Below are 17,167 nucleotides of genomic sequence, written 5' to 3'. Positions count from 1 at the left end.
CCTGATCAGGGCGTTTGTTGAGTGATCTGGTTGCCGCGAATCACCTCCACCGCTGATCGTGGTGCGCCGTTTTGCTGGGCAACCTGACTGCGGGGGGCATTGCCGAGCGCCAACTGGGTGAACTGAAACAAATTGCTGTTGGCCACATTGAGGTGGCTGACCGCGTTCTTGTCGCCAGCCCAGTACTGGGCCAGGCGCTGTTCCTCGCTGCTGCGAACCGCCAGGCGCAGTACGCCGACCTGGGTGGCGAGCATCAGGCGGCTCAAAAGTTGTTCGGGAACGGCCAGGACCACGGTGCGAGCGGCGACCCGGCGCTGGTCCTGCTTGAGCTTTTCTTCGTTGCTCAGCGCAGGGGTGGCGGGCTGTCCGTCGTTGGTCAGCCCCAGCTGTTCGCCGACCGCCAGCACGCGCATCGCCGGGACCGCGATCTGCGCCGACTGCTGCAGATTGGTGGTGTCCTGGCGCAGGAACAGCAGCACGTCGACATAGTCCCCTGGGCTCAGTTGCCCGGCGGCGCCTATCACTTCATCCACCGCCACGGCCAGCGCGCGCTCGTCACGGCGAATCATCCGGGCCAGGGCTCCACCGCTGTCGAAACTCTGGGCGTTGAGCCAGGTCCCGGCGCTCAGTTGCCGCCAGGGCGTGCGTCCCACCGCCTGATCGATCGCGCTGAGGCTGCCGGCCGGTGCGGTGCGCAGTTTTTCCAGCGCCAGATCGGCGGCGGTGAGGGGAACGAAAGGAGGTACGTCGCGCACCACTACCACCACGGGCTGGCGGGTCTGGTCTTCGGCGCTGGCAGTGGTTTTTTCAACCATGCTCGGGGCTGCCGGGGCAGGCGCGGTGGTGGGCGCAGGCTGGCGGCTGAGTACCAGCCCCCAGTAACCGAAAAACACCGCACCTAGCAGTAGAAGCCCAGCCAGGCCTATGGTGACGCGACTGTTCATAAAGGCTCTCCCTATCCTGCTGCATTACCAGTCGGCGCTTCCAAACGAGTTAACTTCGCAACTAGGCAGCTATGAACATGCAACTATTTCGCTATGTGAAGGTAGTAGAGCTAGGACGAAATGCCATTAACTCGCGGAAAAATTGCACACAAAAGCAGGCTGCTCTCAATTGGAGGAGAGTTTTTGGTGTCAGCCTTCCAATTAATACTTAGTGATTAATCCGTTCTTACAGTTGCTGGTCGCCACTTTGTTGACAATGCTCAAGTTGCACCGGGGAATCGTGTTCCGGTGCGCTTGCATCGGCGCCCTCTGGCGCCCAGGAGAACTAGGATGATCCTTCAATATTTGTGGCTCAGGGCGCGCCTGTTTTTTGACCGTACCGACGGCGCTTCGGCGATCGAGTACGCGATTGTGGTGGCCATGGTTGCGGTTGTGGTGGTGGCGTTCGTGACCCCTCTGGGCAATCGGGTACTGGCCATTTTCAACAACGTTCTGGTGGCCCTGGGAGGCGCGACGGTCACTCGTCCAGTGCCTTGATCCGACGCATGAGTGCTTCGCCGGCTGTAGCTGCGATCGATAAATCGGAGGTGCTTCATGCTGCTGGACTACCTGCTGCTTCGCGCGCGTCTGTTCCTGGCCAGAACTCACGGTGCCTCGGCGATCGAGTACGCGATCGTGGTGGCCATGGTTGCCGTGGTCGTGGTGGTGTTCGTGACGCCGATGGGTGACCGGGTCCTGGCCATCTTCAACAACATCCTCGTTGCCATGGGAGGTGCCACGGTTACCCGCCCCGTGCCTTGAGACCGGCGATTGCTCCTGTGAAGGCCGTCGGACAGTCAGTTCAAGGTAATGTCGATGAATAGTGCTTCCCCCCACGCCAGCAACTGCTTCTGGTCGACGATGAAGAAGACGCGCTGCTGGAACTCACCGAGCTGCTGGAAGGTGAGGGCTTCTGTTGCTTCACCGCAACTTCGGTGAAGCTGGCGCTGGAGCACCTCACCCGCCATCCGGACATCGCGCTGGTCATCACCGACCTGCGTATGCCGGAAGAAAGCGGGCTGTCGTTGATCAAGCGCCTGCGTGAACACACCTCGCGACAGCATCTGCCGGTCATCGTCATGTCCGGCCATGCCGATATGGACGACGTCAGCGATCTGCTGCGCCTGCAGGTACTCGACCTGTTCCGCAAGCCGATCTATCACGTGCGCCTGCTGGAAACCCTGAACAATCTGTTTCCCCAACCCCGGCTGCATATCGTCGGCCCCTGAGCGCCAGCGGCGGTCCCGGTTCAAGCCCTTCGGCTTGCCGGTGCGCCAGCGGCATCTGTTGCAAACTCCACTCAAACTCCTGCGCGCCAAGGCCTTTGGCTGAGCCTTGGTGCGGATAGGAAAAGGCCTGCAATGGCAGGCCCTGGTGCTGCGCGGGCTCAGAGTTGGTAGCTGAAGCTCAGGGTGTAGCGCGGTCGGCGGTTGTAGGTGTCCAGGGCTTCGTCGGACATCGGCTTGGCCGCCTCCAGGGCGATGTTGTAGTGCTTGGCATCGCCGAAGCGCACCCCCAGCGCCGCCGACGACAGATTGCTGCCCTTGACCGGCAACTGGTTGAACCAGGTCTTCGAGCGGTCTAGCACTACATAGGGCTGCAGCACCCGCACCCAGGGGCCTTCGCGGTTGAAGCTGTAGTTCACCTCGTAGGCGACGCCCCAGCCCTTGTCGCCGGTGGCCTGGTCATCGGGGTAGCCGCGAGCGAAGTTCTGGCCACCGAAGCTGGCTCGTTCACTGTCGGGCAGGTTGTCCGCGCTCCAGTACAGGGCGCCGGAAAGCACTCCTTGCCAGTTGTCGAAGAAGCGGTCGCTCTGTACCCCCGCCAGGCGCAGGCGGAAGAAGTCCAGGTCATAGAGTTCGTTGTTGGTGTTGGCCCCCATGCTGTCCAGGCCGCGGTACAGGCCGGCGCTGAGAATCCGCAATTGCCGTGGATCGGATTTGCTCCAGTCGCCTTCCAGTGCCAGGGCGCGGATATCGGTTTTTTCTTCCAGGGTCAGAGGGCTGTTGCTGACCCGGTAGCGGGTCTTGTCGTTCACCGCATACAGGCGTGTTCCGACGCTGAGCATCTCATTGGGCGAGGCGATGAAGGGGTGGCTGACGCCGATGGAAAAACGGTCGTTCTCGCGATGGGGTTCCAGCTCCAGGCCGTTGCTCAATTGCACGTTGCTACGCGGATCGCTGCGGTAGCGTGCGCCGTAGAGATTCAGTTGCGTGCCTTCCGAGCCCAGCAACTGGCTGTAGTCCAGGCGGTAGTAGTGCTCCTTGTCCTTGCCGGGCGGGAACAGGCCGCTGAGGCTGAGCTGTTCGCCCCAGGCGGTTTGCGAATTGCTGATGATGCCCACCAGGGCCTGCAGGCCGTTGCGGTTGTCATCGGTGCTGTTGAGGGTGGTGGTGATGGATTTGCGACTGGCCACCGCCACCAGCCGGGTCGCACCGTCAGTGGTTCCGGGCGGCGGCACCACCGCTTGCAGCGTCACCCCGGGTACCCGGCTCATCAGGGTGGTGTAGCGCTCGAAGGTCTTGCGGGTCAGTGGGCGCTCGGCCTTGAGCTTGCTCACCAGTTTGTCCAGGTAGGCCGACACCGGGCCGATATCGCCCTGCAGCTGGTAGTCCTTGATATAGCCTTCGACCAGTACCACCCGCAGCACGCCCTGATCGAAGCTCTGTTGCGGCATGAAGGCGTAGGACAGCAGGTAGCCGTCGTTCTGGTAGCGCCGGGTGATGTCGCGGGTGGCCTCGATCAATTGACTGAAGCTGGTTTCGTGACCGATCAGCGGCTGGTAGACGGCCGCCAGTTGTTCCAGGGGATAGACGGTGCCGCCTTCGATCTGCACCTGGCGCACCGTGACCTTGGTCCCCATCATCAGGGGCTGTTGCCCCTGGGGGGCTGCGGGTTGCTCGGGCGTCTGCAACTGCGGAGTGGCCGGACGATAGGCGTCCACTGGCAAGTTGGGCTGGGGCAGGTTGTTGATGCTGTCGTTGCTGTTGAGAAAGCGGGGAAGGGTGTCGGCGTAAGCGGAGGTGCAGCATCCAATCAACAACAAACTGGCCAATGTGCGCATAGGACACTCCATGGTCAAACTGCGGTGGCGCCAATAGTCCTCATACCTGGCGTTGTTCAGGGTCTTGGCCTTGATCGCACGCCGGGATGCCATGCTCTGGATAAAAAAAGCGAGAGATTCATCTGAATCCCTCGCTCTCAACCAAGCGTAGGCGCTGTAGGTAAGGCCGTCGAATCGGCCAGGTGCAATTTATTTCCTGGTGCCGCCCAGGGCGCCGGTCAGGCCACCCAGCACTCCACCCAGGCCGCCGTTGACGGTGGTTCCGGCCGAGGCGCTGCCGCTTGCGCTGGCGCCGACATTCAGGCCACCGAGCAGGCCGCCGCTGGGGGCTGTACCGCCGTTGACCAGGCCACCGACCGAGGCCACGGTTGAGCCCAGTGCACCGAGGGTGCCGCCCAGGGCAGTGCCAACCTGGTTGCCGGTGCTGTTGCCAGCAATGGTGCTGCCCACGTTGCTGACCGCGCCTCCCACTTGACCCAGCAGGCTGCCGGCCTGAGCGCCAATTCCGGTGGCGGCGCCTACTTGCTGAGTCAGGCCGGTGACCGAACTGGTGACCGGGTTCAGCGCCGAGCCCAGGCTCACGCCGACACTGGCCAGGGGCGCGGTGACCACCAGATTGGGTGTACCGCTGCCGCCCAGAGCACCGCCGACCGAGGCGATCAGGCCGCCGACCGCGCCGCCGGTGACACCGCCCGCACTGACCGTACCGTTGCTGTTTCCTGTATTCACACCGTTGCTCAGGTTGGCCACGGCACCGCCGACGGTTTCCAGCAGACCGTTGCTACCGACAGTTGAGCCGGTACCGGAACCGCTTCCCGAGCCGCCCAGGTAGCCACCGGCGCGGCCCACCGCATTGCTGGTATTGCTCAGGGCATTGCCCAGCAGGTCGGTCACAGGGTTGCCGTCGCCGGAGTCGCTGACGGCATTGCCGGAGCTGTCCACCGCCTGGGCCACGCCGTTGAGCAGGCCTTTGACCGGTGCGCCGAGCCCTGTCGCGCTGCCGGCTTTACCAGTCACACCCTCCGCCAGGCTGACGACGGGCACCAGCACCTTGTCGCCCACGCCATCGGTCAGGGTGCCCACCGGGCCGTTGCTGGTGACTGTGCTCAAGGTATTGCCGAGCATGGTCACTCGGGCGCCGACGCCACCGACCACCGGTGCCACGCGAGTCACCACGCCTCCTACCAGTGGAACACTCTGGGTCGTGGTGGCCAGTTTGCCGCTGAGGTCGGTGACCCCGGTGCCCACATCGCCGACGACGTTGCCGACGGTGGCCGTGGTTTTACTCAGCGCCTTGGGATCGGTGCCCAGCTTGCCGAGGCCGCCGGTCAAGCCTTGGCCCACGGTATCGACCACGTTGCCCGCGGTATTGACTGCGCTTTGTGCGACAGCGCCGACGACTGGAACCGCTGCCAGGGAGGTCCCAAGATCGCTGACCCCGGTACCGACGCCACTGACGGTGGTGCCAAGGTCGGACACCAGGCTGCTGGTGGTCAGTGTCCCTGTGGTGCCGCCGGTGCCGCCCGTGCCACCGGTTCCGCCACTGCTGCCGCCGGCGCTGGTCGTCGATGAACTGCTACCTCCGCTCTTGTGACCGCCACCGCCGCTGCAGCCGGTCAGGCCGAGAGTCAGGGCCAAGGCCAATGCGGTACATGCTTTCCATCCAATTTGAGTGTTCATGATCGTTATCCCTGCACCTATTACAACGTTCGTTGTCTTCGACAGTTCTCCAGTTCTTGTGCTGGAGATACTTTCGTCCGTTGAGTACATAAGAGGCGCAAGAAGAAATTTGAACAATTATGAACTTGGTATTAATGACTTATATCTTGCTGTTTTTTTCTCCTGATAAGTAGCTAGTCTGAAAGTATGGGTGGGGAGGTTGTTTGTTTTAATTGTGTTATTAATCAATGGTTTGTAGTTTGCGCGTGAGTGCGTGGGTAGGGCGTGAAACTAAAGTTATATATATACAATTAATGGGTTTTATTTGAGCGAAAGGCCGGGAGACGGCAGTTTATTTGCGGCTTAGTTGGCTTCGCAGACTTTCCGTTTGAGCCTGGCTTATAATGCGCGACCGAAATTCCCTTGGAGTCCGTGATGCTGAGCCCAGTCTGGTGGCTGCTGTGCCTGCCGTTCTTTGCCGGGGCCTTTCTGGCCTTGCAAGCCGGAATCAACGGTCAGTTGGCCAAGCAGGTCGGCGGGGTACTGGCCGCTGCATTGATTTCATTTTTCGTCGGCACCCTGGCCTTGTTGATCCTGGTGCTGGCGCAGCGCGAAATGCCTGCGCTGAGCGCCCTCAGGGGCCTGACCTGGTGGCATTGGTGCGGTGGTTTGCTGGGGGTGTTTTTCATCACCACCGCCGCATTTGCCGGGCCACGGATCGGTGCCTTGCTGTTCATGGCACTGGTGCTGGCCGGCCAGTTGAGCATGGCCCTGGCCCTGGATCACTTTGGCTGGGTGGGGTTTCGCGAGGCACCGGTCAGCCTCGGCAAGATCGCCGGACTGCTGCTGATCGTCATTGGCGTGGTGCTGATTCGTCGAGGCTGAGCGCGCGTCAGGCGATCGGTCGCCAACCTCCCTGCATGTGCTGCAGATCGCCGTTGCCAAGTAATTGCAGTTCACCGCTGGACCCCGCTGCGCTGGCCAGCAAGCGCACTTCACCGGGCAGCAGCAGCGGTTTCAGGAATTGCACCGTTACCTCGATGTTGGCGGCCGGCAAGGTGTCGCTCAGGGCCGCCAGGGCTCGCGCCTTGTTCCACAGACCATGGGCAATGGCTCGGGGGAAGCCGAACAGGCGGGCGCTCCAGGCACTGAGATGAATCGGGTTGTAGTCGCCGGAAACCCGGGCGTAACGCCGGCCGATATCGCTCTGGGCCTGCCAGCGACTGACTTCGTTCAAACCCAGCCCAGACATCGACGGCAGGGCGCCGGGCTCGCCCGGCACTTGCACACCCCGACAGAGCATGCGGCTTTCGGCTTCCCAGAGCGGCCCCAGCAGATCGTCGACCGTGGTCAGCAGATCGAACACCGCGCCCTTGGCGTGAGGTTGCAGGTTGCCCGCCCGAACGGCGACTCGCACGCTGCCGACATTGCCCATGGGGCGCAGAATGCGGATCCGGTTGGCCAGATGAATCAGCCCTAAGAGGGGGAAAGGAAACGCCGGGTCGGTGAGCAATTGCATCTGCAACGCAAAGGCCAGCACATGGGGATAGGTGGCGGGCAGCAGGCCGTTGTCGAGGTAACCGCACACCTGACGGTAGGCCTCCAGCCGGCGCGGCTCGACGCTGATCCAACAGCGCAGGCCCTGCTCCGGCAACGGCGTGTTCTTGATCCCGCGACGCAGCGCGGCCTTGAGGAACAGCGGGGGCAGGGAGGCGGGCAGGTGCAGATCGTGCCAGTGGCTGCTCATCGTCAGGCTCCCAGGACGCTTTGGCCGCAGACCCGCAAGGCTTGTCCGCTGATCGCGCCACTGCCCGGCTGGGCGAGCCAGGCCACCGCCTCGGCGACATCCTGGGGCAGGCCGCCCTGGCCCAGGGCGCTCATGCGTCGCCCGGCCTCGCGCAGGGCGAAGGGCACCCTGGCGGTCATCTGAGTCTCGATGAAGCCCGGGGCCACGGCATTGATGCTGATGTCCCGGGGCTGCAGCGCTGGCGCCCAGGACTGGGCCAGGCCGATCAGTCCGGCCTTGCTGGCGGCGTAGTTGGTCTGCCCGCGGTTGCCGGCAATGCCGCTGATGGAGGCCAGCAGGATCACCCGCCCGTGGTCATGCAGGCGCCCGCTGTCGAGCAGGGCCTGGGTCAGCACCTGGGGAGCGTTGAGATTCACCGCCAGCACCGCATCCCAGAACTCCGCGGTCATGTTGGCCAGGGTCTTGTCCTGGGTGATGCCGGCGTTGTGCACCAGGATGTCGAGTCCGTCCGGAAGCTGTTCGAGTAACTGGGTTGCGGCGTCCGCGGCACAGATATCCAGGGTGATGGCCTGTCCGCCGAGGCGCGCGGCCAGGGTTTCCAGGTCGACCTTGGCTTGGGGCACATCCAGCAACAGCACCTGGGCGCCATCACGGGCCAGGGTTTCGGCGATGGCCGCGCCAATGCCCCGCGCCGCGCCGGTGACCAGGGCCCTGCGCCCGGCCAGCGGGCGGCTCCAGTCCTGGACCTGGACGGCGCAGGGCTGCAAGCGCAGAACCTGTCCGGAAACGAAAGCGCTCTTGGGCGACAGAAAGAAGCGCAGCGCCCCCTCCAACTGGTCCTCGGCCCCGTGGCCGACATACAGCAACTGCAGGGTGGCGCCGTTGCGCAGTTCCTTGGCCAGGGAGCGGCTGAAACCTTCCAGGGCACGCTGGGCGCTGGCGGCGAAGGGCGTATCGAGGGTTTCCGGGGCCCGGCCGAGGATCAGCAGGTGGGCGCAGGGTTCGAGGCTTCTCAGCAGCGGCTGGAAGAATTCCCGCAGTTGCTTGAGCTGATCGGTGTGGCGCAGTTCGCTGGCATCGAACACCACTGCCTTGAGCCTGGGACCGTGCCCGGGAATCCACGGTGTGGCCAGGGCCGGATCGCAGCCGTAGCTGTAGATCGAGTCGGTCAGGCGCGGGGCCAGGCTGCTCACCTGCTGGGCCAGGGGACCGCCGCCCACCAGCAAGGCGCCCTCGATGGGCCGCAGGCGTCCGGCCTGCCAGCGTTCCAGGCGCACCGGCGACGGCAGGCCAAGGGCGCCCACCAGGCGTTGGCCGATGGATGAATTGGCGAAGTCGATATAGCGGTCGGACATGGAACGCACTCCATTGGCTGGGGTTCAAAGTGTGGACCATGAATGGCTCCGAGTCGTTCGATCAGCCAGAAGCCTCCTACGCTAGAGGGGGACCTACTCACCGCAGTCGCACTCACAGAACAGGGAGCTCTCCATGACACAACTGCGTCGCGTGGCGATTATCGGCGGTAACCGCATCCCCTTTGCCCGTTCCAACGGGCCCTATGCCACGGCCAGTAACCAGGCCATGCTCACCGCCGCCCTCGAAGGCCTGATCGAGCGCTACAACCTGCATGGCCTGCGTATCGGCGAGGTGGTGGCCGGGGCCGTGCTCAAGCACTCCCGGGATTTCAACCTGACCCGCGAATGCGTTCTGGGCTCGCGGCTGGCGCCCACCACGGCGGCCTACGACATCCAGCAAGCCTGCGGCACCGGCCTGGAGGCGGCGTTGCTGGTGGCCAACAAGATTGCCCTGGGGCAGATCGACTGCGGCATCGCCGGCGGTGTCGACACCACCTCGGACGCACCGATCGGGGTCAACGAAGGGCTGCGCCAGATTCTGCTGCAGGCCAATCGGGCCCGGAGCATCGGTGACAAGCTCAAGATCCTCCTGCAACTGCGCCCCCATCACCTCAAGCCGCAACTGCCGCGCAACGGCGAGCCGCGCACCGGCTTGTCCATGGGCGAGCATTGCGAGCAGATGGCCAAGACCTGGAGCATCGGCCGCGGCGAACAGGACCAACTGGCCCTGGAAAGCCACCAGAAAATGGCCGCGGCCTATGCCGAAGGCTGGCATGACGATCTGCTCACTCCCTTTCTCGGCCTGACCCGGGACAACAACCTGCGCCCGGACCTGAGCCTGGAAAAACTCGCCAGCCTCAAGCCGGCCTTCGACCACAGCGGCCAGGGCACCCTCACCGCCGGCAACTCCACGCCGCTGACCGATGGCGCCTCCCTGGTGCTGCTGGGCAGTGAGCAATGGGCCAGGGAACGCGGCCTGCCGATCCTGGCCTACCTGCGTGACGGCGAGGCGGCGGCGGTGGACTTCGTCAAGGGGGCCGAAGGGCTGTTGATGGCGCCGGTGTACGCCGTACCGCGCCTGCTGGCGCGCAATGGCCTGAGCCTGCAGGACTTCGACTACTACGAAATCCACGAAGCCTTCGCCGCCCAGGTGCTGTGCACCCTCAAGGCCTGGGAGGATCCGCAGTACTGCAAGACCCGCCTGGGCCTGGAGGCGCCCCTGGGCAGCATCGATCGCGCCCGGCTCAACGTCAAAGGCAGCTCCCTGGCGGCGGGGCATCCGTTTGCCGCCACCGGCGGGCGCATCGTCGCCAACCTGGCGAAGTTGCTGAGTGTGGCGGGGCAGGGGCGCGGGCTGATTTCGATTTGTTCTGCGGGCGGGCAGGGCGTTACGGCGATCATCGAACGCTGATGTTCGCCGGCCAGCCGGCTCCTACAGAGGCAAGTCGCCCATCCGCAGGAGCCGGCTGGCCGGCGAAAAGACCCTCAAGTCTTGAAGCGCCGCACCAGGGCGTCCAGCTCATTGGACAACCCCGCCAGGCTCTGGGAGTCCAGGCGTGCCGAGTTCGCCAGTTCCGCCACCAACTGCGCATCGCCATGGATCTGGCTGATGTGCCGGTTGATGTCTTCCGCCACCTGATGCTGCTCTTCGGCGGCGGTGGCGATCTGGGTGTTCATGTCGCGGATCACGTCCACCGATTCGCGGATCTGCCCGAAGCTGTTGCGCGCCAGGCCGATGCGGTTCACCGACTGCTGGGACACTTCCAGACTGGCGTGCATCTGCTGGGTCACCGCGCTGGTGCGCTTGGCCAGGTTGCCCAGCAGCCCGTCGATCTCGGCGGTGGAGTCGGCGGTGCGCTTGGCCAGGGCCCGCACTTCATCGGCCACCACGGCAAAGCCGCGGCCCTGCTCACCGGCCCGGGCGGCCTCGATGGCGGCGTTGAGGGCCAGCAGGTTGGTCTGTTCGGCGATCGAGCGGATGGTGCCGAGGATCGACTGGATATCGGTGCTGTCGCGTTCCAGCTGTTGCATCGATTGCGCCGACTGTTCGATCTCCTGGCTCAGGCGGTCGACGCTGTGCACCGCGTCGTCGATCTGCTGCTGGCCTTCCCGGGCCTGGCGCTGGCCACTGTCCGCCGACTCCGCGGCCTGGCTGCAGGAGCGGGCCACTTCGTTGGCAGTGGCGACCATTTCGTGGAACGCGGTGGACACCATGTCCACGGCTTCGCGCTGGCGCCCGGCGGCTTCGGCCATGTCGCTGGACACCTGGGTCGAGGAGTGGGAGGTGGCGAGAATCTTCTGCGCCGCCTGGCCGATGTGCTGGATCAGGCTGCGGATCGCCGAGAGGAACTGGTTGAACCAGTTGGCCAACTGCGCGGTTTCGTCATTGCCGCGAATGTTCAGGTTCTGGGTCAGGTCGCCTTCGCCCTGGGCAATGCCTTCCAGGCCGCTGGCCACGCCGCGGATCGGCCGCACGATGAGGCTGGCGAAGCTGGCGCCGAACACCGCGAACAGCACCGCCAGGACCCCGGCGATCACGGCGATGATCCAGGTCAGCTGGGTGGCCGAACCCATGACTTCGCTCTGCTTGATCAGGCCGATGAAGGTCCAGCCCAGCTGTTGCGAAGGCCAGACGTTGGCCATGTAGTGTTCGCCGCCCAGCTCCACTTGCACCAGGCCCTTGCCGGTCTTGGCCAGTTGCGCGTAACCCTCGCCGAGGCTGTCCAGGGCCTTGAAGTTGTGCTCCGGCTGCTTGGGGTCGACCAGCACCGTGCCGTTGTTTTCCATCAGCATCAGGTAGCCGGATTCCCCCAGCTTGATCTGCTTGACGATTTCGGTGAGCTGCTTGAGCGACACGTCGACCGCGACCACGCCGCCCTGGGGCCCTAGCTGGTTGGCCAGGGAGCGCACGGTGCTGACCAGCACCGCATCGTCCGGGGCCCAGTAGTACGCATCGGTGCGCAGGGTCTTGCCCGGGCTGGCCAGCGCGGCTTTGTACCAGGGGCGCACGCGCGGGTCGTAGTTGGCCAGCTTCAGGTCGGCGGGCCAGGAGACGTAACCGCCGTTGCTCACGCCGTAGGACACATAGGCATAGGCGGGATGGCTGGCGGCCATGGCGGCGAACAGGTCGAAGATGCGCTTGTCCTGCTCGCCTTCCGGCACCTTGGCGGCATCGGCGCTCATCCAGGTCTTGAGGTCGCCGCCGGCCTGGGTGAGCAACGGTTGTGCCGCCAGGTAATCGATGTTCTGGCTGATGCCTTCGAAGAACAGCTGCATGGCGTTGGCCACTTGGCGGATCTCGCGGCCGCTGCCGTCGACAAAGGTGTTTTGCGCTTCGCTGCGCAGGTTGATCACCACCAGTGTGGCCACCAGCACCACGGGCAGGCAGGCAATGACGGCGAAGGCCCAGGTCAGTTTCTGTTTGATGTTCATCCGCGCTCCAGTTTTTTGTATGACCACGAAGTGCAGGCGACTCGCGGATTATTGGCAGATTGTGAGGTGGCGCTGATTGTCGTCCCTGTGGCTGAAGTCGAACCGCGGGCGGTCGAACCTTGGCCGGCGGCTGACGTCTTTATTGGATTGTCGGACAAACTCCCTGTCTCTCAGAGGGCTTCGGCTGGCGCCGAGCAATATTGAGCCGGCGGCGCAAAAAAAACTGGTCGCGGCGCGTCGGCGGCGAGGGCGTGTAAAGGCACTGGCCGCTGCAGTCTTGGCTATGATCCCTGGCGGCGTCGATGGATTGATCTGGCACATTGAGTGCATTGCTGTCGCTCGCGGCTCGGCGGCCCTTTCCCGTGGTGGGAGGATTGCCGTATAACGAGTGACTTTCGCGTGTTTGGTAACAAGGGACCCACAATAAAAGCTGATGAAGACTCCAAAACGCATTGAACCCCTGATCGAAGACGGTCTGGTAGACGAGGTGCTGCGCCCACTCATGAGTGGTAAAGAGGCAGCTGTGTATGTGGTGCGCTGCGGCAACGAGCTACGTTGCGCCAAGGTCTACAAGGAGGCGAACAAACGCAGTTTCCGTCAGGCGGCGGAGTATCAGGAAGGGCGCAAGGTTCGTAACAGCCGTCAGGCGCGAGCCATGGCCAAGGGCTCGAAGTTCGGGCGCAAGGAGACCGAAGACGCTTGGCAGAACGCCGAAGTGGCGGCCTTGTTCCGCCTGGCCAACGCCGGGGTGCGGGTGCCCAAGCCGTTCGACTTTCTCGAAGGCGTGCTGCTGATGGAACTGGTGGCCGACGAATACGGCGATGCGGCGCCACGGCTCAACGATGTGGTGCTGGAACCGGACCAGGCCCGTGAGTATCACGCCTTCCTGATTTCCCAGATCGTGCTGATGTTGTGTACCGGGCTGGTGCACGGTGACCTGTCCGAGTTCAACGTGCTGCTGACACCGGACGGTCCGGTGATCATCGACCTGCCCCAGGCAGTGGACGCGGCGGGCAACAACCACGCGTTCAGCATGCTGGAGCGGGACGTGGGCAACATGGCGTCCTACTTCGGGCGATTCGCTCCGGAGCTCAAGCGCACCCGTTATGCCAAGGAAATGTGGGCCCTGTACGAGGCTGGCACCTTGCACCCGGGCAGTGTGCTGACCGGCGAGTTCGACGACCCCGAGGAACTGGCGGATGTCGGCAGCGTGATCCGCGAGATCGAAGCGGCACGTCTCGACGAGGAGCGCCGGCAGGCCGTGCGGGCGGCGGACGATGCGCCGCCAGGCAAATCCGAAGAACCACCGCCTCCGCCCTGGATGCAGTGATGGAATAGAAAAATCCGGCCTTGGCCGGATTTTTTATTCCTGCAAACTACCTGGCGCCTTGTAGCCGCTGCCGCAGGCTGCGCACGGCCCGAAGGGACGCGAGGATCTAGAGGGCGCCGAGGTTTTGCAAGGGATCGCCAAGCAAGGCCCTGCGGGCCTTTTCGCAGCCTCGCCAGGGCTCGGCAGCGGCTACAGAGATTGCTTCTTGCAAGTACTCAGGACCCGCAACAACTGCCCGAAGCCAGTTCCTTGAGGATCGGGCAGTCCGGGCGGTGGTCGCCGTGGCAGTGCTCCACCAGGTCCTGCAGGGTGTCGCGCAGCCCGGCCAGTTCACGGATCTTCTGGTTCAGCTCGTCGATGTGCTGGCGCGCCAGGGCCTTCACATCGGCGCTGGCCCGCTGCCGGTCCTGCCACAGGGTCAGCAGCTTGCCCACTTCCTCCAGGGAAAAGCCCAGGTCCCGGGAACGCTTGATGAAGGCCAGGCTGTGCAGGTCTTCGTCGCCGTACAGGCGATAGCCGCTGTCACTGCGATGGGCCGGCTTGAGCAGGCCGATGGACTCGTAGTAACGGATCATCTTGGCGCTCAGGCCGCTCTTGCGCGCTGCTTGGCCGATGTTCATTCGGCGTTCTCCAGGTCTTTGGGTTTCCAGGTTTTCAACAGTAGCGCATTGCTCACCACGCTGACGCTGGACAGGGCCATGGCCGCGCCGGCCAGCACCGGATTGAGCAGGCCGAACGCCGCCAGCGGGATGCCGATCAGGTTGTAGACGAAGGCCCAGAACAGGTTCTGGCGGATCTTCGCGTAGGTCTTGCGGCTGATTTCCAGGGCCGCCGGGATCAAGCGTGGATCGCCACGCATCAGGGTGATGCCCGCCGCATGCATCGCCACGTCGGTCCCGCCGCCCATGGCAATGCCGATGTCGGCCGCCGCCAGGGCCGGGGCGTCGTTGATGCCGTCGCCGACCATGGCCACCACCCCGGTCTTTTTCAGCGCCGTTACCGTGGCGGCCTTGTCCGCCGGCAGCACTTCGGCGTGCACGTCGTCGATGCCCAGGGCATCGGCCACCACCCTGGCGCTGCCACGGTTGTCGCCGGTCAGCAGGTGGCTGCTGATCTGCCGCGCGCGCAGTTGCTGCACCGCCTGCAAGGCGCCGGGCTTGAGCGTATCGCCAAAGGCGAACAGGCCCAGGACCCGGGATTGCGGGCTCTGTTCGATCAGCCAGGACAGGGTCCGGCCTTCGTGCTCCCAGTCCTTGGCCGCCTGGGCCAGGCTGCCCGGGTTCAGGCCGCACTCTTCCAGCAGGCGGCGATTGCCCAGGGCCAGTTGCCGGCCGTCCAGGGTGCCGGCGATACCGCGTCCGGTCAGGGACTGGCTGGCGCTGACATCGGCCACTGGCAGTTGGCGTTCCTGGCACAGGTCCAGCACCGCCTTGGCCAGGGGGTGTTCACTGCCGCGTTGCAGGGCGCCGGCCAGTTGCAGCACGCTGTTGTCGTCGCCCTCCAGGGCCTGCATGTGGGCGATGCGCGGCGTGCCGGACGTCAAGGTGCCGGTCTTGTCGAAGACCACCGAGCTCACTTCGTGGGCCCGCTCCAGGGCTTCGGCGTCCTTGATCAGAATGCCGTGGCGGGCGGCCACGCCGGTGCCGGCCATGATCGCGGTGGGCGTGGCCAGGCCCAGGGCGCAAGGGCAGGCGATCACCAGCACGGCCACCGCATTGATCACTGCGGTTTCCAGGGGCGCGCCATAGAGCCACCAGCCCACCAGCGTGATCAGCGCCAGCACCAGCACGGTGGGCACGAACACCTGGCTGACCTTGTCCACCAGTTTCTGGATCGGTGCCTTGCCGGCCTGGGCGTCTTCCACCAGGCGAATGATCCGCGCCAGCACGGTTTCCGCGCCGAGGGCCAGGGTGCGTACCAGCAGGCGACCTTCGCCGTTGATGGCGCCGCCGGTGACCTTGTCCCCGGGCTGCTTGGGCACCGGCAGGCTTTCTCCGCTGATCAGCGCTTCGTCGGCATGGCTCTGGCCTTCGATGACTTCGCCGTCCACCGGGAAGCGCTCGCCGGGCTTGACCAGCACCAGGTCGTTCAGGCGCAGGGCGCTGATGGCGACTTCCTGCTCGCGCCCGTCGATGACCTGGATTGCCCGCTCGGGGCGCAGGGCTTCCAGGGCGCGGATGGCGCTGGCGGTCTGGCGCTTGGCGCGGCTTTCCAGGTACTTGCCCAGCAGCACCAGGGCGATCACCACCGCCGAGGCTTCGAAGTACAGGTGCGGCATGCTGCCGGCGGCGGCCGTGGCCCATTCATACAGGCTCAGGCCATAACCGGCACTGGTGCCCAGGGCCACCAGCAGGTCCATGTTGCCGCTGCCGGCGCGCACGGCTTTCCAGGCGGCGACATAGAAGCGTGCGCCGAAGATGAACTGCACCGGGGTGGCCAGGGCGAACTGGGCCCAGGCCGGGAGCATCCAGTGCAGGCCGAAGGGTTGCACCAGCATCGGCAGCACCAGGGGCAGGGCCAGGAGGATCGCCAGCGCCAGGCTCCAGCGCTCGCGGCGCAGGTGCTGCTGTTGCTCGTCGCCCTGTTTCTGCTCGGCTTGCCACCGGCTGGCGGAGTAGCCGGCCTGGGTCACGGCGTTGATCAGCAGCCCCGGGTCGACCTGCCCCAGCAGCTCGACGTGGGCGCGTTCGGTGGCCAGGTTGACGCTGGCGCTGCGCACCCCGGCAACCTTGTTCAAGGCCCGTTCGACGCGACCGGCGCAGGTCGCGCAGGTCATGCCGCCGATGGTCAATTCGACGGATTGCACCGGCACGCTGTAACCGGCATTTTCCACGGCTTGCAGCAGCGCCGGCAGGCTGTCTCCGGGGGCTTCGACCCGGGCCTGTTCCGTGGCCAGGTTGACGCTCACTGCACGGATACCGGCGACCTTGCCCAGGGCTCGCTCGACACGACCGGCGCAGCTGGCGCAGGTCATGCCGGCAATCGGCAGGTCGAAGGTGGTTGATTCAGGCATGGCTGACACTCCCTGTAAATGATGCCCACAGGATCAACCTTGCCATGCAGGCAAGGTCAAGCGGGCATTGCCAGGGTGCTTCATTTTGTCCCAGGGGGGGCGTTGCAGCGCGCCTTGCGCGGGCTGGCGCAAGGCGTGTGGCGAGGCGGGGCTTCAGTATTCCAGGGCGGCGGGCTTGAGGTACATGCCCGAGGCGTTGCTGGCGATGCGGAACTTCAGTACATCGCCGGCCCGCAGGCTGATGTCCTGGGAACCCGGGGCAAGCATGCCGGGGTTGCAGCCCGGCGCCTGGCCCGGCAGCAGTTTCAGGCGCACGGACACCTTGCCCGGTGGCAGGTTGAAGGAGGCGCTCTGCTCCTGGAACAGCCGGCCGGCGAGCTGGTCCTGAAGGTACAGACCGATCTCGCAGGAGGTGGCGACTTCCAGCCGCTCCCGGGAAATGATCAGGACGCCGTAGTCTTCTCCTGCGGCCAGGGCCGGCGGCGCTGCCGCGAACAGACCAAGGAGGCCGACGAGGCTGAAAGTGGACCAGCGCATGGCTGAATCTCCTGCTGTGATGTCGTAAGACGTGCAGCTTGGCGGAG

At 64.8% G+C, this 17,167-nt stretch carries 15 protein-coding genes and 2 pseudogenes; 6 read left to right on the top strand and 11 right to left on the bottom strand.

The features are described from left to right. Positions 1 to 5: 5 nt before the first annotated feature. On the bottom strand, positions 6 to 944 hold the full coding sequence (gene cpaB / locus ACMGG8_RS00230) for a Flp pilus assembly protein CpaB (protein WP_060837366.1): 939 nt from the start codon (positions 942 to 944) through the stop codon (positions 6 to 8). Positions 945 to 1,274: 330 nt separating this feature from the next. Between cpaB and ACMGG8_RS00225 the strand changes: the two genes are divergently transcribed. Continuing rightward, positions 1,275 to 1,481 carry a Flp family type IVb pilin gene (locus tag ACMGG8_RS00225; RefSeq protein ID WP_060837367.1) on the top strand — a complete coding sequence of 69 codons (207 nt, stop codon included), beginning with the start codon at positions 1,275 to 1,277 and terminating at the stop codon, positions 1,479 to 1,481. A gap of 57 nt (positions 1,482 to 1,538) precedes the next feature. After that, positions 1,539 to 1,745, top strand: a complete 207-nt coding sequence (locus ACMGG8_RS00220) for a Flp family type IVb pilin (RefSeq protein ID WP_047301497.1) — start codon at positions 1,539 to 1,541, stop codon at positions 1,743 to 1,745. 35 nt (positions 1,746 to 1,780) lie between these two features. Here the strand turns inward: ACMGG8_RS00220 and ACMGG8_RS00215 are convergent, their stop codons facing one another. After that, positions 1,781 to 1,939, bottom strand: a complete 159-nt coding sequence (locus ACMGG8_RS00215; protein WP_414158986.1) for a hypothetical protein — start codon at positions 1,937 to 1,939, stop codon at positions 1,781 to 1,783. Here ACMGG8_RS00215 and ACMGG8_RS00210 point away from each other — a divergent pair. Next, positions 1,877 to 2,212, top strand: coding sequence for a response regulator (locus ACMGG8_RS00210; protein WP_414159910.1), 336 nt, complete (start codon positions 1,877 to 1,879; stop codon positions 2,210 to 2,212). The two genes, ACMGG8_RS00215 and ACMGG8_RS00210, sit on opposite strands and share 63 nt — an antisense overlap. Before the next feature lie 158 nt (positions 2,213 to 2,370). Here the strand turns inward: ACMGG8_RS00210 and ACMGG8_RS00205 are convergent, their stop codons facing one another. Further along, on the bottom strand, positions 2,371 to 4,047 hold the full coding sequence (locus ACMGG8_RS00205) for a ShlB/FhaC/HecB family hemolysin secretion/activation protein (protein ID WP_060837370.1): 1,677 nt from the start codon (positions 4,045 to 4,047) through the stop codon (positions 2,371 to 2,373). Between the two features lie 189 nt (positions 4,048 to 4,236). Next, positions 4,237 to 5,727, bottom strand: a complete 1,491-nt coding sequence (locus ACMGG8_RS00200; protein ID WP_414158985.1) for a collagen-like triple helix repeat-containing protein — start codon at positions 5,725 to 5,727, stop codon at positions 4,237 to 4,239. 414 nt (positions 5,728 to 6,141) lie between these two features. Here ACMGG8_RS00200 and ACMGG8_RS00195 point away from each other — a divergent pair, with 414 nt between their 5' ends. Continuing rightward, positions 6,142 to 6,591 (top strand): DMT family transporter, encoded by a 450-nt coding sequence (locus ACMGG8_RS00195; protein ID WP_060837372.1) that lies wholly within the window; start codon positions 6,142 to 6,144, stop codon positions 6,589 to 6,591. Positions 6,592 to 6,598: 7 nt separating this feature from the next. Here the strand turns inward: ACMGG8_RS00195 and ACMGG8_RS00190 are convergent, their stop codons facing one another. Both ACMGG8_RS00190 and ACMGG8_RS00185 read right to left on the bottom strand, forming a co-directional pair. Beyond that, positions 6,599 to 7,453: a MaoC family dehydratase gene (locus ACMGG8_RS00190; RefSeq protein ID WP_414158984.1), complete on the bottom strand. Its 855-nt coding sequence runs from the start codon at positions 7,451 to 7,453 to the stop codon at positions 6,599 to 6,601. A gap of 2 nt (positions 7,454 to 7,455) precedes the next feature. Further along, positions 7,456 to 8,808 carry a 3-oxoacyl-ACP reductase gene (locus ACMGG8_RS00185; protein WP_414158983.1) on the bottom strand — a complete coding sequence of 451 codons (1,353 nt, stop codon included), beginning with the start codon at positions 8,806 to 8,808 and terminating at the stop codon, positions 7,456 to 7,458. Between the two features lie 133 nt (positions 8,809 to 8,941). Between ACMGG8_RS00185 and ACMGG8_RS00180 the strand changes: the two genes are divergently transcribed. Continuing rightward, positions 8,942 to 10,219, top strand: coding sequence for an acetyl-CoA C-acetyltransferase (locus tag ACMGG8_RS00180; protein WP_414158982.1), 1,278 nt, complete (start codon positions 8,942 to 8,944; stop codon positions 10,217 to 10,219). A 74-nt stretch (positions 10,220 to 10,293) separates the two neighbouring features. Here the strand turns inward: ACMGG8_RS00180 and ACMGG8_RS00175 are convergent. Both ACMGG8_RS00175 and ACMGG8_RS00170 read right to left on the bottom strand, forming a co-directional pair. Continuing rightward, a pseudogene (locus ACMGG8_RS00175) lies at positions 10,294 to 10,890 on the bottom strand (methyl-accepting chemotaxis protein); the annotation flags it as partial. 261 nt (positions 10,891 to 11,151) lie between these two features. Beyond that, positions 11,152 to 12,084 (bottom strand): annotated as a pseudogene (locus tag ACMGG8_RS00170) (cache domain-containing protein); the annotation flags it as partial. A 589-nt stretch (positions 12,085 to 12,673) separates the two neighbouring features. On the opposite strand from ACMGG8_RS00170, the gene ACMGG8_RS00165 reads away from it, so the two are divergent. Further along, positions 12,674 to 13,570 carry a PA4780 family RIO1-like protein kinase gene (locus tag ACMGG8_RS00165; RefSeq protein ID WP_060837377.1) on the top strand — a complete coding sequence of 299 codons (897 nt, stop codon included), beginning with the start codon at positions 12,674 to 12,676 and terminating at the stop codon, positions 13,568 to 13,570. A 215-nt stretch (positions 13,571 to 13,785) separates the two neighbouring features. Here the strand turns inward: ACMGG8_RS00165 and cueR are convergent, their stop codons facing one another. The 3 genes from cueR to ACMGG8_RS00150 all read right to left on the bottom strand — a co-directional run bounded on the left by cueR (position 13,786) and on the right by ACMGG8_RS00150 (position 17,120). Further along, complete coding sequence (cueR, locus tag ACMGG8_RS00160; protein WP_060837378.1) at positions 13,786 to 14,190, bottom strand: Cu(I)-responsive transcriptional regulator; 405 nt, start codon at positions 14,188 to 14,190, stop codon at positions 13,786 to 13,788. Continuing rightward, entirely contained in the window at positions 14,187 to 16,583 is a 2,397-nt protein-coding gene (locus ACMGG8_RS00155) for a heavy metal translocating P-type ATPase (protein WP_414158981.1), read from the bottom strand. The genes cueR and ACMGG8_RS00155 overlap by 4 nt, the downstream gene beginning before the upstream one ends. Positions 16,584 to 16,736: 153 nt before the next feature. Beyond that, positions 16,737 to 17,120: a hypothetical protein gene (locus tag ACMGG8_RS00150; protein ID WP_016966707.1), complete on the bottom strand. Its 384-nt coding sequence runs from the start codon at positions 17,118 to 17,120 to the stop codon at positions 16,737 to 16,739. Between the last annotated feature and the right edge of the window lie 47 nt (positions 17,121 to 17,167).

This window comes from Pseudomonas sp. BNK-45 (assembly GCF_047456255.1).
Taxonomy (GTDB): Bacteria; Pseudomonadota; Gammaproteobacteria; order Pseudomonadales; family Pseudomonadaceae; genus Aquipseudomonas.
The sequence above is the reverse complement of the archived record's forward strand: the minus strand, read 5'-3'. Positions and strand labels throughout refer to the sequence as shown.

Coding starts and splice junctions, on each gene's coding strand:
- ACMGG8_RS00205 (WP_060837370.1), bottom strand. CDS start 4,047: ATGCGCACATTGGCCAGTTTGTTGTTGATTGGATGCTGCACCTCCGCT.
- cpaB (WP_060837366.1), bottom strand. CDS start 944: ATGAACAGTCGCGTCACCATAGGCCTGGCTGGGCTTCTACTGCTAGGT.
- ACMGG8_RS00200 (WP_414158985.1), bottom strand. CDS start 5,727: ATGAACACTCAAATTGGATGGAAAGCATGTACCGCATTGGCCTTGGCC.
- ACMGG8_RS00225 (WP_060837367.1), top strand. CDS start 1,275: ATGATCCTTCAATATTTGTGGCTCAGGGCGCGCCTGTTTTTTGACCGT.
- ACMGG8_RS00190 (WP_414158984.1), bottom strand. CDS start 7,453: ATGAGCAGCCACTGGCACGATCTGCACCTGCCCGCCTCCCTGCCCCCG.
- ACMGG8_RS00195 (WP_060837372.1), top strand. CDS start 6,142: ATGCTGAGCCCAGTCTGGTGGCTGCTGTGCCTGCCGTTCTTTGCCGGG.
- ACMGG8_RS00155 (WP_414158981.1), bottom strand. CDS start 16,583: ATGCCTGAATCAACCACCTTCGACCTGCCGATTGCCGGCATGACCTGC.
- ACMGG8_RS00220 (WP_047301497.1), top strand. CDS start 1,539: ATGCTGCTGGACTACCTGCTGCTTCGCGCGCGTCTGTTCCTGGCCAGA.
- ACMGG8_RS00180 (WP_414158982.1), top strand. CDS start 8,942: ATGACACAACTGCGTCGCGTGGCGATTATCGGCGGTAACCGCATCCCC.
- ACMGG8_RS00165 (WP_060837377.1), top strand. CDS start 12,674: ATGAAGACTCCAAAACGCATTGAACCCCTGATCGAAGACGGTCTGGTA.
- ACMGG8_RS00185 (WP_414158983.1), bottom strand. CDS start 8,808: ATGTCCGACCGCTATATCGACTTCGCCAATTCATCCATCGGCCAACGC.
- ACMGG8_RS00150 (WP_016966707.1), bottom strand. CDS start 17,120: ATGCGCTGGTCCACTTTCAGCCTCGTCGGCCTCCTTGGTCTGTTCGCG.
- cueR (WP_060837378.1), bottom strand. CDS start 14,190: ATGAACATCGGCCAAGCAGCGCGCAAGAGCGGCCTGAGCGCCAAGATG.